13 protein-coding genes and 3 pseudogenes are annotated in these 16,801 nt (G+C 39.5%); 14 read left to right on the top strand and 2 right to left on the bottom strand.

The genetic code is table 11. The features are described 5' to 3' along the window. The first annotated feature begins 5 nt into the window (after positions 1–5). The 4 genes from ACX27_RS20365 to ACX27_RS20380 all read left to right on the top strand — a co-directional run bounded on the left by ACX27_RS20365 (position 6) and on the right by ACX27_RS20380 (position 4,027). Positions 6–269 carry a type II toxin-antitoxin system HicB family antitoxin gene (locus tag ACX27_RS20365; protein ID WP_235526287.1) on the top strand — a complete coding sequence of 88 codons (264 nt, stop codon included), beginning with the start codon at positions 6–8 and terminating at the stop codon, positions 267–269. Between the two features lie 114 nt (positions 270–383). After that, a complete protein-coding gene (locus ACX27_RS20370; protein WP_062295189.1) occupies positions 384–809 on the top strand; it encodes a type II toxin-antitoxin system VapC family toxin in 426 nt (141 codons plus the stop codon). A gap of 661 nt (positions 810–1,470) precedes the next feature. Next, a complete protein-coding gene (locus tag ACX27_RS20375; RefSeq protein ID WP_062295190.1) occupies positions 1,471–3,441 on the top strand; it encodes an AMP-dependent synthetase/ligase in 1,971 nt (656 codons plus the stop codon). A 136-nt stretch (positions 3,442–3,577) separates the two neighbouring features. After that, positions 3,578–4,027, top strand: a complete 450-nt coding sequence (locus ACX27_RS20380) for a YlqD family protein (protein ID WP_062295191.1) — start codon at positions 3,578–3,580, stop codon at positions 4,025–4,027. A gap of 43 nt (positions 4,028–4,070) precedes the next feature. On the opposite strand, the gene ACX27_RS20385 is transcribed toward ACX27_RS20380, so the two are convergent. Then, positions 4,071–4,595 carry a hypothetical protein gene (locus ACX27_RS20385; protein ID WP_062295192.1) on the bottom strand — a complete coding sequence of 175 codons (525 nt, stop codon included), beginning with the start codon at positions 4,593–4,595 and terminating at the stop codon, positions 4,071–4,073. Positions 4,596–4,903: 308 nt separating this feature from the next. Between ACX27_RS20385 and ACX27_RS20390 the strand changes: the two are divergent. The 10 genes and pseudogenes from ACX27_RS20390 (at position 4,904) to ACX27_RS20425 (ending at position 15,337) form a co-directional block, all read left to right on the top strand. Further along, positions 4,904–6,236, top strand: a pseudogene (locus tag ACX27_RS20390) (ATP-binding protein). A gap of 138 nt (positions 6,237–6,374) precedes the next feature. Then, positions 6,375–7,253, top strand: coding sequence for a tetratricopeptide repeat protein (locus ACX27_RS20395; protein ID WP_144427490.1), 879 nt, complete (start codon positions 6,375–6,377; stop codon positions 7,251–7,253). After that, positions 7,204–7,602: a tetratricopeptide repeat protein gene (locus tag ACX27_RS34110; RefSeq protein WP_144427491.1), complete on the top strand. Its 399-nt coding sequence runs from the start codon at positions 7,204–7,206 to the stop codon at positions 7,600–7,602. The genes ACX27_RS20395 and ACX27_RS34110 overlap by 50 nt, the downstream gene beginning before the upstream one ends. Further along, positions 7,568–8,491 carry a tetratricopeptide repeat protein gene (locus ACX27_RS20400; RefSeq protein WP_062295193.1) on the top strand — a complete coding sequence of 308 codons (924 nt, stop codon included), beginning with the start codon at positions 7,568–7,570 and terminating at the stop codon, positions 8,489–8,491. The genes ACX27_RS34110 and ACX27_RS20400 overlap by 35 nt, the downstream gene beginning before the upstream one ends. Positions 8,492–8,517: 26 nt before the next feature. Further along, positions 8,518–8,595: pseudogene (locus tag ACX27_RS35805) on the top strand (tetratricopeptide repeat protein); the annotation flags it as partial. A gap of 100 nt (positions 8,596–8,695) precedes the next feature. Beyond that, positions 8,696–8,920, top strand: coding sequence for a hypothetical protein (locus ACX27_RS20405; RefSeq protein WP_062295194.1), 225 nt, complete (start codon positions 8,696–8,698; stop codon positions 8,918–8,920). A 375-nt stretch (positions 8,921–9,295) separates the two neighbouring features. Further along, positions 9,296–10,597 carry a dihydrolipoamide acetyltransferase family protein gene (locus tag ACX27_RS20410; protein WP_062295195.1) on the top strand — a complete coding sequence of 434 codons (1,302 nt, stop codon included), beginning with the start codon at positions 9,296–9,298 and terminating at the stop codon, positions 10,595–10,597. 244 nt (positions 10,598–10,841) lie between these two features. Continuing rightward, positions 10,842–11,936: a patatin-like phospholipase family protein gene (locus tag ACX27_RS20415; RefSeq protein ID WP_062298454.1), complete on the top strand. Its 1,095-nt coding sequence runs from the start codon at positions 10,842–10,844 to the stop codon at positions 11,934–11,936. 848 nt (positions 11,937–12,784) lie between these two features. Beyond that, positions 12,785–13,978 (top strand): MFS transporter, encoded by a 1,194-nt coding sequence (locus ACX27_RS20420; protein WP_062295196.1) that lies wholly within the window; start codon positions 12,785–12,787, stop codon positions 13,976–13,978. Between the two features lie 156 nt (positions 13,979–14,134). Then, positions 14,135–15,337, top strand: a complete 1,203-nt coding sequence (locus ACX27_RS20425) for a bifunctional cobalt-precorrin-7 (C(5))-methyltransferase/cobalt-precorrin-6B (C(15))-methyltransferase (protein WP_062295197.1) — start codon at positions 14,135–14,137, stop codon at positions 15,335–15,337. 620 nt (positions 15,338–15,957) lie between these two features. Here ACX27_RS20425 and ACX27_RS20430 read toward each other — a convergent pair. Continuing rightward, positions 15,958–16,798, bottom strand: a pseudogene (locus ACX27_RS20430) (metallophosphoesterase). Positions 16,799–16,801 lie beyond the last annotated feature (3 nt).

A 16,801-nucleotide genomic window follows, 5' to 3' on the forward strand; every position in this document is an offset into this window, starting at 1 on the left:
CTTTTATGAGTACTAATTTAATCAAAAATGAAGCAAATAACTTGTCAAAACTGAATTATTCGGTATTAGTTGAAGCAAAAAATGATGGATATCAAGCAACTGTTTGGGGTTTACCAGACTGTCAAGTATTTGCAGCTACCAAGGAAGATGCACTATATAATTTACAGGAACTTGTAAATAAACGCTTAAAAAAATATCGAAATAGTTACTCAAGAAATAGAAACCTCTACATCAGAACATCCTTGGATGAAATTTGCTGGAATGTTTAAGGATGATCCTATGTTTGATGAAGTGTTGACCTATATTGATGAATATCGTAAAGAACTGGATGATGAGATGGCAGAACATTACAGCATAATCAATGCAGAACAGGATAAATAAGTGTGAGTTTGTGGATATTAGATACGGATTCTGTCTCTCTTTTTCAAAATGGACATCCTCAGATCAGCAAGCGAATTAGTCAAGTTTCTTCTGCTGATGTAGCTGTGACAATTATTACATTTGAAGAACAAGTTCGCGGTAGATTTAATGTAATTAGACAAACTGATTCTGTAGATAAACTAGTTATTGCTTATGCCAGGCTACAAGCTACCTACAATTATTTTCATAGTATTCAGTTAATTTCATTTACTCAAGCAGCCGCTAATTACTACACCCAATTTTTGCAGCAGAAAGTTCGGATTGGTACACAAGACTTACGAATTGTGGCAATTGTAATTGCTAACAATGCTATTTTAGTAACCAGGAATCAACGTGATTTTTGCCGTGTACCTGGGTTGAGATTTGAAGATTGGACGCTAGAAAATTAGAGTATGCAATAAAACCAAACTATGTAAATAAAAATAAATAGTACTCAAAATATATTGAATTACTCTTAAATTCTGACTTCTGACTTCTGTGTGCTGAATTCTTACGTTTTAGAACCCCAATTTCTAACAGAAATTGGGGTTCTAAGTCTTATGGTGCAGAGATTAATTAATAACTAGAACATCTGGAACAAAAATGAGGACTGAATTTACAATATTGGCTGCCTGTTATTGCATAAACCGTACAATAAGGGAAACTAGTAATTGTAACTGTAGCTTTTGTTGATGTGGGCGCTGTTGTAGATGCTTGATTAGACCTGATTTTAGCTAGAATCCCAGACAGAAACTTAGGAAATGCCAAACAAGCAATGCAATTGATCAGCGTGAGGCATATTGCATCTGTGAAATCTATAGGTAATCACCCCCATTGAAAAGTTAGGTGGTCACTGTTTTTGATGTTTGCCATCAAAAATTAAGCAATTGTTGGTGAATGTATTGCTTAAAGTTTATATAACTTCACTCTAACATAAATTTTTATCAATACAATCGTTGACCTTACGAAATAACTGACACAATCGGCGATGTAGGAATTTAGGAGAGTATTGTAGTGTGAATAGCAGAATAAACTAGAACTCAAAAATTACTACACTTTAGGTAATGTGTTATGTCCAAGACCCAACCTGCATCTTCCATATTATCTAACATCAGTGAGAGAGAAAGGCTGGCATTACAAGGTTCTGTAGATTACTCAAAAGTAAATTTACTCTCGGAGATTTGGCCTTTAGCTGCAAAAGAATTTGGTAATATTGTGGCGTTGCGAAATCCCCATTCCAAACCAGAAACAGTCGTTACATATACTCAATTAGCAGAACAAATTCAACAATTTGCAGCAGGTTTGCAAGCCTTAGAAGTCAAAGCAGGCGATCGCATTTCCTTAATTGCTGATAACAGTCCTCGCTGGTTCATTGCTGACCAAGGTATTATTACGGCTGGCGGTGTGGATGCAGTGCGTAGTTCTCAAGCCGAAAAAGAAGAACTGCTGTTTATTATTGCCAACAGTGGCAGTACAGTTTTGGTAGTTGAAGATTTAAAAACTCTCGGTAAATTAAGAGAACGCCTAAATGACTTGCCGATTCGCTTGGTAATTTTACTTTCCGACGAAACACCACCAACAGACGACGCACTGAAAATCCTGAATTTCAACCAGCTACAAGAAATTGGGGCAAATCATACCTTAGTGCGGCCGCAACAGTCTGCCGATGACTTGGCAACTTTAATTTATACATCTGGAACCACAGGTAAACCCAAAGGTGTGATGCTGTCCCACAGCAATTTAATGCACCAGGTGAAATATTTGCGAGCAATAGTCCAACCACACCCAGGCGATGTTGTTTTGAGTATTTTGCCAACCTGGCACAGCTACGAACGTAGTGGTGAATACTTTTTATTATCACAAGGTTGCACCCAAGTTTACACAAACTTGCGTTCTGTTAAACGCGACTTGAGAGAATTTAAACCAAATTATATGATTGCTGTCCCCCGGTTGTGGGAATCGATTTATGAAGGTGTGCAGAAGCAGTTTCGAGAACAACCAGCCAACAAGCAACGCCTGATTAACTTCTTAGTAGAGATGAGCGAAAAGTATATCAAAGCGCAACGCATTGCCCAAGGATTGTGTTTAGATCATATTCAGGCTTCAGGATTGGAAAGAACTTTGGCTAAAATTCAAGCATTGGCCTTGTTGCCGTTGCATATTTTAGGAGAAAAGATAGTTTATGCCAAGGTAAGAGAAGCCACAGGCGGACAGATCAAGCATGTAATTAGTGGTGGTGGTGCATTACCAAGGCACATTGATAACTTTTTTGAAATTATTGGTGTAGACATTTTACAAGGTTACGGTTTAACCGAAACTTCTCCCGTGACTAATGCCCGTCGTCCTTGGCGAAATTTCCGTGGTTCATCCGGTCAACCAATTCCAGGAACAGAAGTAAAAATTGTAGATCCTGAAAATCGCCAGCCTCTCCCAAAAGGAAAACGAGGTTTAGTGCTGTTGAAAGGGCCGCAAATCATGCAAGGCTATTACCAAAACCCGGAAGCAACTGCCAAAGTGATCGATACTGAAGGTTGGTTTGATAGCGGTGATTTGGGTTGGGTCACACCAGAAAATGACTTGGTACTGACTGGCAGAGCCAAAGATACAATTGTCTTGACCAACGGGGAAAACATCGAACCACAGCCAATTGAAGATGCGTGTTTGCGATCGCCTTATGTTGACCAAATCATGCTAGTAGGGCAAGATCAGCGCAGTATTGGTGCTTTAATTGTCCCCAACCTTGAAGCCTTAGCAAAATGGGCTGAGAATCAGAACGTGCAACTACGTCTACCAGAACAAAACTCTGAACCCAGCACATCTGTTGACCTAGAGAGTAAAATAATCCAGGATTTGTTTCGCCAAGAATTGAATCGGGAAGTTCAGAATCGTCCAGGTTATCGTTTAGACGATCGCATTGGGCCATTCAGGCTGATTCTAGAACCGTTTTCTATTGAAAATGGCTTGATGACCCAAACACTAAAAATCCGGCGACACATTGTTGCAGAACGCTACCGCGACCTGATTAACGAAATGTTTGCCTGATAAAGCAGAATTCAGAATCAAGAATTCAGAATTCAGAATTGATGAAAAACAGTTACATTCTGATTTCTGGCTACTGACCTTCCTGAATTCTTTGTTGATAATTTCCAATACAAACTTTATAGAGTGAACGCGAAATATGGATCTTTCCAACCCCCAACTACTTTTGAAGCGCATCGTCAATGTCAAAGTGATTGTAACTCCTTTGTGGAAAGAAGAAGTACAACAACAATTGCAAGCCCAGATCAATCAACTTGATCAGCAATTGCAGCAACTAGACCTCGAAGGACAAAGAGCGATCGCAGCGATTCAAAAGCAAAGTATCCAACCACCTAGCCCCCAAACTCTGCAACAAATCGACAACATCCAACTGCAAGTTAATCAAAAGAAAAGCGAATTCCTAGAGCAAAAAAATCAAATGCTGCAAAACCTTCAGCAAGTACAACTGCTGGAGTTAGATCAAGAAGTTAACCAATTTCAAATGGAAGGATTTTTCCGTGTCGAAAAAGGTGATAACTTAATCAGCAAAATGCAAGTTGAAATTGTCATCCGTGACGGCATTATTGAAGATATTCGCGGAGACATCTAATAAAGTGTGAAGTATGAAGTATGAAATCTGAAAATTTTATACTTCATATTTCACACTTCAGACTTTTACTTTGGTGGCTCCCAGGTTTACATTGTATCTGGGAGCCAGCCCAGATAATTTCCCAGACAGGCGGGGAACTAACTAAAAGCGATCGGCCAAAAGTATTCATTTCCACCCGATATTTAATCGCCGTCACAGAAGCACTGTTTTGGGGAATATGTGTAATCGTCACTAACGCTTGATTATTTTGCGGATAAATCACTTCTACCTTACGAGTTCCTTTTTCTTCCCCGACATCTTCAATTGCATTTAACGCCAGAGTTTTGGGGTCACTCCCTTGCAGAGACGAATTTAAACTTGTTAATGGTATAGATTGATAGTTAACTCGTTCTGGATAAACCAGATGATTTTCAGCATGTTGTATCACTGAAAATTGGGATTTTTCGGGAGTTTCAGTATTGACAACTGTTGCCGGAGGTTGATGTTGACTGATATAAACACTAGTAGCAGCAGTAATAAAAATACTGAGTAATAAAATCCGCAGAAACTTCCATTTTCCTGAAAGCATAAGCTTACAAAAATTTCCTACAGAACTAATTGTTAATTCTGAATTTTAAATTCAAGTTAAACCATTGATCCTTTACACTTCGCTAAGAACAAAATTCTGATACAAGTGTAGGGTAGATGCAGAATATAAACATATATACACATTTTGCGCCAAACGACTGAAGCAACTGGCGTGCGAATTCCATTCGTCGGGGCTATGTGCTGTCAAAAAGCAATTAATATAGACTTTTATTGCTACTGAAAGTTCCTAAACCTACCTATCTCCGTAAATTTGCGATAATATGACGCTAAATTCAGCGACTCATCTTTATGACCTCGAATTTTGCGCTTTTAAAGCGGATATACAATGTTTTTGACCCATTCCGCCCTCTACCAGCAGGTGATCCGGCTTATGTTGATTGTTCAGAAGTGCGGGGCGACGGCGATATATTAGTAGAAATCGGCAGAGAGATTTTATACTCAGATAGAATGACCTCGCAACTGTATGCAGGTCATCGCGGTGCGGGGAAATCTACAGAATTGCTGCGTTTACAGAAATTTTTAGATGACGAAGGTTGCTTTGTAGTTTATTTTCCCGCCGATGAAGAAGATATTGATCCAGAAGATGCTCAATATACTGATATTTTATTAGCTTGTACCCGCCACTTAGTAGAAGCATTAAAAGATAGCACTTCCCCAACTGTTTTATTGAATTGGTTACAAGAACGTTGGCAAGATTTAAAAGATTTAGCACTCACTAAAGTATCTTTAGAAAGTTTAAGTATCGAAGCTCAAATTTCCCAATTTGCCAAATTAACAGCAAATTTACGAACAGAACCAACTCAACGCCAAAAAATTCGAGAACAGATTAACCCCCATACAGTTACTTTAATTGCGGCGTTAAATGAGTTTATTCAAGATGCTAAAAAACACTTACCTGAAGGATATTCTCAACTAGTATTAATTGCTGATAACTTAGACCGAATTGTACCCATACCGCAAGAAGATGGACGCACTAATCACGACCAAATTTTTCTAGATCGTAGTGAACAACTCCAAGCTTTAGATTGTCATTTGCTGTATACAGTACCAATTTCTTTACTATATTCTAATCGCGCCGCCGACCTCTCTAACACCTATGGTAATACCCATATTCTGCCCATGATTATGGTGCAAACACCTGATAATCAACCATATCAACGGGGTATTAATAAAGTTACAGAAATTTTACAAAAACGCCTGAATTTGATAGACCCTAGTTTATCTATCGTCGATATGTTTGAAGAGCGAGGAGCGTTAGAAAGACTATGCTTAATGAGTGGAGGTCATGTGAGAAATTCATTATTATTAATGAAGGAGGCGATTAAATACACTAACACTTTACCCATTCCGACTAGAGCCTTACTGCGTTCTGTGAGCGAGTTGAGGAATACTTATCGCAATACAGTTTTTTTCTAATCAATGGGAAGCACTGGCAACTGTGCATTATTCTAAAGAGATAGTAAATGATTCACTGTATCGAGATTTATTATTTAATCGCTGTATTTTAGAATATCGTTATTTAAATGGAGATGGAGAAAGTCAAGTTTGGTATGATATTCATCCTCTGATTAAGGGAATTAAAGAATTTCAAGATACCTTTAATCGATTGTATCCCGCATAGATAAATACAACACCATAGTAATTGCTGCAAGATCCCCCCGCCTACGGCGACCCCCTTAAAAAGGGGGTAAACAGAAAAATAGCCCCCCTTTTTAAGGGGGGTTGGGGGGATCTAAAACGTTCTGTTACGGTTAAGATTATGTCGCTAGAACTAACTGATTGGGATCAGGATTTACCATCACAAGCAGAAGAAGAATATCAAGCCTTAGTGCGTACACTTAATTTTACAGAAGGATTTGGTTTATTATTTGTGCGTTGCTCTCCGGCTGGGGGTGAGCAGTTAATTACCAAGGTAAAAGCAGATATTAGTAATAAAAATATTCAAGTTTTACGACTCCAGCAAGCGGTAAATAATTTATATGAAATTATTGATAATTTAGATAATAAAGCAGAAATCAATATTTTATTTATTACAGGTTTAGAGCATTCATTTTATGAGTATGAAGAATGTAAAAGCTTACATGGTTGGCAGAGTAAAGATATTTATACATACAGTTGGAAAGGTGTACCGCCTGTTTTAATTAACCTGAACCAACAACGAGAACGGTTAAAGGATAACTTTAATATCTGTTTTGTATTCTTGCTACCAATATTTGCAATTAAATATTTTCTTCAACGTGCGCCAGACTTCTTTGATTGGCGTTCTGGTTTGTTTGAATTTCCTATAGATTCAGAAACTTTAGAACAAGAGTCATTACGGGTTATTCAGGAGGGAGATTATAATAGATATCTCATTCTGTCCCCAGAAGAAAGAACTAAAGAAATACTCAGAATTCAAGAATTAATTGCAGAAGACAATCAAACATCTGAACGACAATGTGATTTACTGTTTAACCTGGGAAATTTGCATTTTGCTGGAAAAGGTTACAAAGAAGCGATCGCATCCTACGACAAAGCTTTAGAAATTCAACCTGATTCCCACGCAGCTTGGCACAATCGGGGGATTGCGCTCAGGAATTTAGGACGCTATGAAAGAAGCAATCACATCCTACGACAAAGCTTTAGAAATTCAACCTGATTCCCACGCAGCTTGGCACAATCGGGGGATTGTACTATATGATTTAGAATGCTATGAAGAAGCAATCACCTCATACAACAAAGCTTTAGAAATTAAACCTGATGACCACAATGTTTGGAACTTTCGGGGGATTGTGCTCAGAAATTTAGGACGCTATGAAGAAGCAATCGCCTCATACAACACAGCCTTAGAAATTAAACCTGATGACCATTACGCTTGGAACTTCCGGGGGAATGCGCTAGATAATCTAGGACGTAATGAAGAAGCGATCGCATCCTACGATAAAGCTTTAGAAATTAAACCTGATTACCACGATGTTTGGAACTTCCGGAGGGAAGGCGCTAGATGATTTAGGACGCTATGAAGAAGCGATCGCATCCTACGATAAAGCCTTAGAAATTAAACCTGATGACCACCTAGCTTGGTACAATCGGGGGAATGCGCTAGATAATTTAGGACGTTATGAAGAAGCAATCACATCCTACGACAAAGCTTTAGAAATTAAACCTGATGATCACGATATTTGGAACTTCCGGGGGAATGCGCTCAGAAATTTAGGACGCTATGAAGAAGCAATCACATCCTACAACAAAGCTTTAGAAATTAAACCTGATTATCACTTAGCTTGGAACTTACGAGGGAATGCGCTCAGAAATTTAGGACGTTATGAAGAAGCAATCACATCCTACAACAAAGCTTTAGAAATTAAACCTGATTACCACCTAGCTTGGAACTTCCGGGGGTATGCGCTAGATGATTTAGGACGCTATGAAGAAGCAATTGCATCCTACGACAAAGCTTTGGAAATTAAACCTGATGACCACGATATTTGGAATTTCCAGGGGTATGCGCTCACAAATTTAGGGCGCTATAAAGAAGCGATCGCATCTTATGAAACAGCTTTAGAAATTAAACCTGATTACCACCTAGCTTGGAACTTCCGGGGGAATGCACTAGAGAATCTAGGACGCTATGAAGAAGCGATCGCATCTTATGACAAAGCCTTAGAAATTAAACCTGATAACTATCTAGCTTGGGTATACCGTGGTGTTGCATTAATAAGATTAGGTCGTTGGAAAGAAGGAATTGCTAGTGTCAATAAAGCTATTAAAATTAATCCTGATTTTGCTGAGGCTCAGAAGAAGAAACTTCTTGCGAATATACGGCAAAAATTGGGATGGAATAAATTAACTCAGGTCTGGAAAGGTTTATTGAAGTTGATTGGTTTTAGAAATTAGGACAATATCTCAGTCATGACAAATATCGAGAAAGCGCAAAAACTAACTCTGTTTTTGATAATATTCGACATGATAAACGCTTTCAAGCATTGATTCAAGGATAACTACTGAGCAATTAAAATATTTGTGACACCTAATCAATAACAAAGTGGAAATCAGAAAAATAAATTAAAATAATTTCTAAAGAGGCTATAGCTAACAAAAATGATAAATGGTCAATTGATTAAGCTGATTTATGAAATTGAACTTCAACCAGGGGAAAAACTGAATCTCCCAGAATCAGTACTTGAAAATGTCGCTGCGGGACGCTGGGTAATCACTATTCAACAAAAAGCAGAACCACCCGAATCTATCCTTAGCCATGATGCTTTTTTGAACGGCTACGCACCAGAAGAAGAAGGTCTTTACGATGATTATCCAAGCCGATGAATTTTAACAGTGGACAGTCAACAGTTATCAGATGCCCAGCTCTTAAAAAAAATATAGTATTTATACGTTAAGCCTAAGTTTAAACGAATAAGAGGAAAAGGGGTAGGGGGTAGGGTGCAGGGGGAATTGGTAAGCCTCGACTCCCTCATTGGTGTGCAAATCCAGCCCCTTGGTGCAACCCGGCTCTGTGTCCTAAACCTCGGCTGTAAGCTGCAACAATAGGCGAGAATTAATAATTTTCAGTGTCGCCCAGATATTGTTGACTGCGCGGTGACATAAAATAGAAAGTCTAAAACTCTCTAGCCAAGATACAATTCGATCTGGCAAAAGCTGTTAAAGTCCATAAATTATTTATCGATTCTGAAACCACCATATATGAGCATTCACGAAATATTCATGCCGGCGCTTAGTTCCACCATGACCGAAGGTAAAATTGTTTCTTGGGTAAAATCGCCAGGGGATAAAGTGGAAAAGGGCGAGACAGTGGTGGTTGTCGAGTCAGATAAGGCAGACATGGATGTAGAAACCTTTTATGAAGGTTATCTAGCTCACATCATTGTAGATGCTGGTGGCACTGCGGCTGTAGGTAGTGCGATCGCTTATGTAGCTGAAACTGAAGCGGAAATTGAAGCCGCAAAATCTTTAGGTAACTCTGGTAGCACTGCGGCGACAACTCCTGCACCTGAAAAAGTACCAGCGACAGCATCTGTCGGCGCACCCACCACAGCCGCTCAAAACGGTAACGGCTCGAACCACAAAGAAGGTAGACTCGTCGCTTCCCCCCGCGCCCGCAAGTTAGCGAAAGAATTAAAAGTTGATTTAACTAGCCTTAAAGGTAGTGGCCCTTACGGTCGCATTGTGGCTGAAGATGTGGAAGCTGTAGTGGGTAAGGCTAAACCAGCAGCCCCCGTCACCCCTGCACCAACTGTTGCGCCAATTCAACCACCAGCACCAGTACCAGCAGCACCCGCACCAGTTCCCGCCGCCGTCAGCAGCGCAGTTTCTGGTCAAGTCGTACCTTTCACTACTCTGCAAAATGCTGTAGTGCGGGGTATGGTTGCGAGTTTAGCTGTACCTGTTTTCCGTGTCGGCTATACAATTACCACCGATGGTTTAGATAAGCTTTACAAACAAATTAAATCAAAAGGCGTGACCATGACTGCACTACTAGCGAAAGCTGTTGCAGTCACATTGCAAAAACATCCATTAATCAACGCCAGCTACTCCGATCAAGGAATCGTCTACCATTCTGATATTAATATTTCTGTGGCTGTGGCAATGGATGACGGAGGATTGATAACACCTGTATTGCGGAATGCAGACATGGTAGATATTTATTCTCTCTCACGCAATTGGAAATCTTTAGTAGACCGCGCTCGCGCCAAACAATTACAACCAGATGAATACAACAGTGGGACTTTTACCCTGTCTAATTTGGGGATGTTTGGTGTCGATACTTTTGATGCCATTTTACCACCAGGACAAGGTTCAATTCTGGCGATCGGTGCGGCTCGTCCCCAACTAGTTGCTACTTCTGATGGTTTATTTGGAGTACGCCAACAAATGCAGGTGAATATCACATGTGACCACCGTATTATTTACGGCGCTCACGCCGCCGCCTTCCTGCAAGACTTGGCTAAGTTGATTGAAACTAACGCCCAATCTTTAACACTGTAACTTATAACAGCGGGCAGAATAATTTGAGATTTTTGCCTGAATTTATGATGCTCTGGCCGATAAAACTGAATTAACAAAATCAAAAATAGAGACTTGGATTATTGAATAATTCAGGTCTCTGTTTTTATGTGAATACTTAGTAATAATACTGAACGCATAGTATTTATAACAACTATATTATGGGAGACATCTACAGCTAGTTGGCTAGTTGATTTCGCAAACAACAGCCAAAAAAGGAGATTACATGGCTTATCGCTACAAAATATTGTCGATTGATGGTGGTGGTATTCGCGGTATCATCCCCGGAATTATTCTGGCGGAAATTGAAAAACGTACAGGTAAACCGATTTGTCAGCTATTTAATTTAATTGCTGGAACCTCCACAGGAGGGATTTTATCTGCTGCTTTAACTAAGCCACATCCTAGCAATCCCAACCAACCACATTTTAAGGCGGTCGATTTAATTGATATCTATCGCAAAGAAGGAAAGCGGATTTTTGCCGAATCTCCACTAGCAAAAAGTCTCAAAATTGATGATATTTTAAAGGCAAAATATTCTTCTAAAGGCAGAGACGAAGTTTTAACAGAATATTTGCAAGATACTTTCCTCAAGAAAGCACTAACTGACTTGTTTATTACTAGTTATGATATTGAATTGCGGATGCCAGTTTTCTTTGTCAATAATGTCAAAGATCAAAAATTAGGTGAAAACTTCCGCAAAGTTTGTGATGGTTACACCATGAAGCAAGCAGGAATGGCTACTTCTGCTGCACCAACTTATTTCAAACCTTATAAAATTGACACAGCCGACCCGACAAATGGCGGTTACTATGCCTTGGTGGATGGTGGCGTATTTGCCAATAATCCTACATCTTTGGCAATTATGGAAGCTTTAATTTCTTCTGCTAGACCTGACCCACAAAAACCAGACAAACAACCTCTGACTATCAATGATATTCTCGTAGTTTCATTAGGTACAGGCTCTCTGAATCGCCGATATAATTACGATCAAGCTGTAGATTGGGGTTTGGTTCAGTGGGTACAGCCGTTGCTGAATATTACCTTGGATGGTAGTAGTGAGTCGGTAGCTTGTCAATTAGAGCAGATGTTACCACAAGCTGACGGTTATCCTAAACAATACTATCGTTTTCAACGACAGTTAACTAAAGCTAATGACAATATGGATGATACTAGTCCAGAAAATATTGCTCGATTGATAACATTAGCACAACAGATTATTGAGCAAAGAGATTCGGAATTAGACGAACTTTGTCAGCAGCTAAAATCAGGAATTAATTCACAGGAACAGCCTGAAAAATCAGTTCTTGTTGGGAGATAGTAAAGCATATAAACCCCTCAGACTTCCAGTCTGGGACTATACAAACAAAGCCTGCTCTCCGACAAGGTCAGTGACCACCTTTGCAGGCTAATTATATGCTTGTTCATATCGATTTGGTATTCCATCATTATGTAGAGATGCAATTAATTGCATCTCTATTATTTATATATATTTAATGTTTGAAATACACGTAGGATGTGTTGGCAACAGCGTAACACATCTACTGCAAAGCTTTTGGCGCGTTATGGCTTACGCCTAACACATTCTAAACATACTGAGTGAAAAAATAAAAAAATTTAACTTTGTCACATTGTATCCTTACCCATATAGAGAAGTTGGGTGCTGGGTTAAATAATAAATAACTAAATCAATCGTCATTATGTCATTAATATAACTTATCAATAATTCTCTACCTGCATTTAAATTAACATGAGATTTCTTTGATTGATGCAAACTAACTAACTGTTTACGTAATTGATTATATACTCAGCTAGATAAGATAAATTATTTAATGTGGTAAATTGGTGGAAAATACAAAAGTGTTGAAATTATGCTGAAAGTTACTATTTTTCAAGATTTTAATGAAAATTTGGATGGCGGCTTTGTGCAGTAAATAACACAATTATTCTCTAGACTGCCATAACTGCTAGATTGAGTAGGTGATTTAAGGTTTATTTTTAGCAGGATTGTTATTAGTATTTTCTCTCATACACACCTAAAATCAATTAAGTTAAATGTGATAAATTGTACAAAATAATGATTTTATATTTTCTAAATTGTGCAACTTTAAATGCGATTTATATTGAAGAATTTGTCTTAAAATCACTCCACGGGTATAAGGCAGAATCATGGTTAACTCTTGCAACACTAACCGGGAAATATTATGGCGACAAGTTTGGGGATTAGCTGCTTTATTAGTAGCTATCATCCTCTGTTGGATGGCATACACTTTTTATCAACCAAGGATATTGCAAAATTTAGAATTGGTTGAATTAGCGGGTTGGCTGGGAATTGTGCAAGGGTTAATTGTTGCAGTGATTGAACCTTTGAATGGGGGAATTTCCGATCGCCTCCAGCAACGTTTGGGTAGTCGCTTACCGATGATTAGTACGGGAGTGCTGTTAGCTGGTGTGATTTTTGTCAGTGTTTCGTTGTTGGCTAACCACAATTTACCCACAGGTATGCGGTGGATAATTCCCGTACTGATGACAGCTTGGGTGATGGCGATGATTATTTTTCGCGGCCCGACGATCGCACTTTTAACTCAGTTTGTCCCGACAACAGAATTACCGCAAGTTAATGCCATCTTAGTACTGATATTTGGTACAGTGGGAGCGATCGCACCGTTATTACACACCTTACTTGATAGTATGGGTGCGTCGATTACCTTCATGTTAGGTGCGATCGCTTTAGTTTTGGGCGCATATATTCTGCAATTATTCACTCCCAAACATACTTTGATTCCCGCAATTCATCCAGATAAATCGGCTACTGCACCCTCTATATTATTAGTCCTAATTTTTATCATCGGTTTAGCGACAGGATTTGAAATGAACTTGTTATTTGGGATTTTTCCCCAAAAGTTGCAAACTCAGCTAACAGGACTTTCAGTAGAATTGATTGCTTCGGAAATACTGTTAGTTTCCGCGATCGCATCTGTACCTTTAGGCGACTGGACAGCAGATTTAGGTGCAAACAAGTCGATGTTGCTGGGTGTCGGAACAATGACAGGCTTGATGGGGTTAACAGTATTAAATGATAGTTCGATTCTGGCGATCGCTTTAATTCTCGCTTTCGGTGTTAGTTTAAGTTTCATCTTAATGAGCATAATTCCCTTAGTACTGGGAAAACTACCCGCAACTCAGGCTGGCTTGGGTATAGGTTTATATTTGGGTGGAAGTGCTGGCGGAACTGCGATCGTTTCATTATTAATGAAGCAAATTGGTATAACATCCGTCGCTGCATTTTTGTTAGCAGAAGTCGCCTGTGTGGCAGTGACTTTGTGTATTCTTTTGTGTAAGAAGTTGGAAAATAGAGGCTAGTACCGCTACGCGGAAGTCAAAAGTCAAAAGTCAAAAAGCTCATATCACAAGCTTTTAATTAACTTGAAATGGTATCTTTATTTACGCCGCGTTGTACTAGAGAAGAAGATTTTTTTAGGTTTTCTCGTTACGGTGAAGATTCAGGTGAATAAAACATTGAAATGGCTTTCTATTATAGGTATTGGCGAAGATGGATTACAGGGTTTAAGTGCGATCGCCCGTTCTATAATTGCCCAAGCTGAAGTTATTATGGGAGGCGATCGGCATTTGGCGATGCTTCCCAGTGATGATCAGCGCCAAAAAATTCCTTGGACTTCTCCTTTTAGTGCATCAGTCGCCGAAATTATCAGCCGTCGTGGTCAGCAAATCTGCATTCTAGCCAGTGGCGATCCTATGTGTTACGGCGTGGGTGTGACCTTAACTCGACATATTCCGATCTCGGAAATCACAATCATTCCCGCACCTTCAGCCTTTAGCCTCGCCTGCGCCAGACTGGGATGGTCATTAACTGAGGTAGAAACTTTAAGTTTATGTGGTCGTCCTGCAAATTTACTTCAGGCTTATATTTATCCCCAAGCCAAGTTATTAATTTTGAGCGCCGGGAAGGAAACACCGCAAATTGTCGCAGAAATCCTCAAAAATCGGGGCTATGGTCAGAGTAAAATGATTGTTCTAGAACGTCTAGGTGGCATTCACGAACGGATGATTGCGAATACAGCCGCCGCTTGGGATGAAACAGAAATTGCTGACTTAAATACCATCGCCGTTGAATGTATTGCTGAGATTGGAGTTACAGCCTTACCCAGATTACCAGGATTGCCGGATCATGCTTTTCACCATGACGGACAATTAACCAAACGAGAAGTAAGGGCAGTTACTTTATCAACTTTAGCACCCCTCCCAGGGGAACTTTTATGGGATATTGGTGCGGGTTGCGGTTCTATTTCCATTGAATGGATGCGGACTCATCCCCGATGTCGAGCGATCGCCATTGAACAAAATTCATCTAGACTGCAATATATTGCCGATAACGCCGCCGCTTTGGGTACGCCAAACCTAGAAATTATTTCAGGGAAATCACCACCAGCTTTGCAAAACTTACCTACACCAGACGCGATTTTTATTGGTGGTGGCGTGACAGCAGCCGGATTGTTTGATATTTGCTGGTCAGCACTACCCCCTGGCGGTCGTTTAGTTGCAAACGTTGTCACCATCGAAGGCGAGCAAACCTTATTTCAATGGTATGAAAAAGTCGGCGGCAGTTTTACCCGCATCGCCATTCAACGAGCAGAACCCATTGGTAAATTTCTGGGATGGCGAGCAATGGCTCCTGTGACTCAATGGATTGCTATCAAATAATTTTCGATTGAACCCACGCAGGTGGGTTTTGTTTGTGTAGCGGTGACTTCCAGTCGCCAATACTTAAATAAACTTAATATAAATGTGATTAAAAAGCCTCACGATGCTTAAGAAAATTTCCTATACTATTGCGACACATTAACGGTATTCAAATTTAGTAAATAGGTATACCACGGAAAATTACAGCGTGCTAGATTAAGGTCAAGGTACAGAAAGGTTAAGTTTAAGTGAAGTTAACAACTTGAGATTAGAGCTTGTACCTCCCGCTCTAAAATCTAAATGAGCGATCGCAAATCAAACATGGCATCCTATGGAAGTGTTTTCGCCTTAAGTCTATTGATTGATTTTGTTGGAGGTTTTTAAACATACAGCCAGAAATGCCTGCCTATTAGAATCAAGGATGCTGAAAGAAGTTTGAGAGTAACGATTGCATTTGTCCACCTTATTTGAGTTAATTCTTCTGTTTTTTCAATTTTTTCAGTCTTTTCGGACGACCCTTATATTTGATCAACCGCCTCAAGTTACAGACATTCATCGGTCGTAACTTAGGCGGTTAATAGTTTTCAGCACAAATATTCCCAGACTAAAAACTCACAAACTAATATTTCATACTTCATACTTCACACTTCAGACTTCATTAAAGTAATCACCGTAACTTCAGGTGGACAAAATAAGCGTCCTGGTCTGTAAGTTCCTAAGCCACGATTAACGTATAACTGATTATTGGCGACTTTGTGAAATCCTTGCGCCCATTCCCAATATCTCACGACTTTCGAGCAATCACCAAATAAAAATGGAACCCAACGCCGGAGTTTTTTTTGGTAATTGTTTGAGTAACTTTTTATAATAAAACACCGCAGGGCCAAAACCAGGAATAACAATGTGACCACCATGCGTATGACCAGATAACTGTAAATCAACTCGCCACTGTTCTAAGATTTTGGCAGTATCTGGATTATGAGATAAAACTATGCGCGGTGTTAATGGGTCGAGTTGCTTCATAACTGGTATAGGATTAAACTCCCGCGACCAATAATCAGCTAAACCGACAACTGGTAATTCTTCGCCAAAAGGATAGGCGATTTCATTCCATAGAACATGAACGCCGATACTAGTAAAAGCATTTGTAACTTCTGCTTGGGAATGATTGTAGTGTATGTCATGATTGCCGAGTACAGCATAGACACCACAGCGACTTTGTAAATGTTTCAGTCGCATCACAAGTTGATGAATTGGGGAAGGATCATCAGTGACATAATCACCAGTTAACACTATTAAATCAGGTTCTACTTCATTGGTAACTGCGATCGCTTCTTGCAACATTTCTTCTGAAAGTCGCATCCCATCATAGTGAAAATCTGATAATTGTACTAATTTTATCCCTTCTAAAGATTGTGGAAGTTCGGCAATCTTAACCGTGATTTTATCTACACTTAAACGTCCCGTAAACAACCAGTGCATAGC

Source organism: Nostoc piscinale CENA21 (assembly GCF_001298445.1).
GTDB lineage: Bacteria > Cyanobacteriota > Cyanobacteriia > Cyanobacteriales > Nostocaceae > Nostoc_B > Nostoc_B piscinale_A.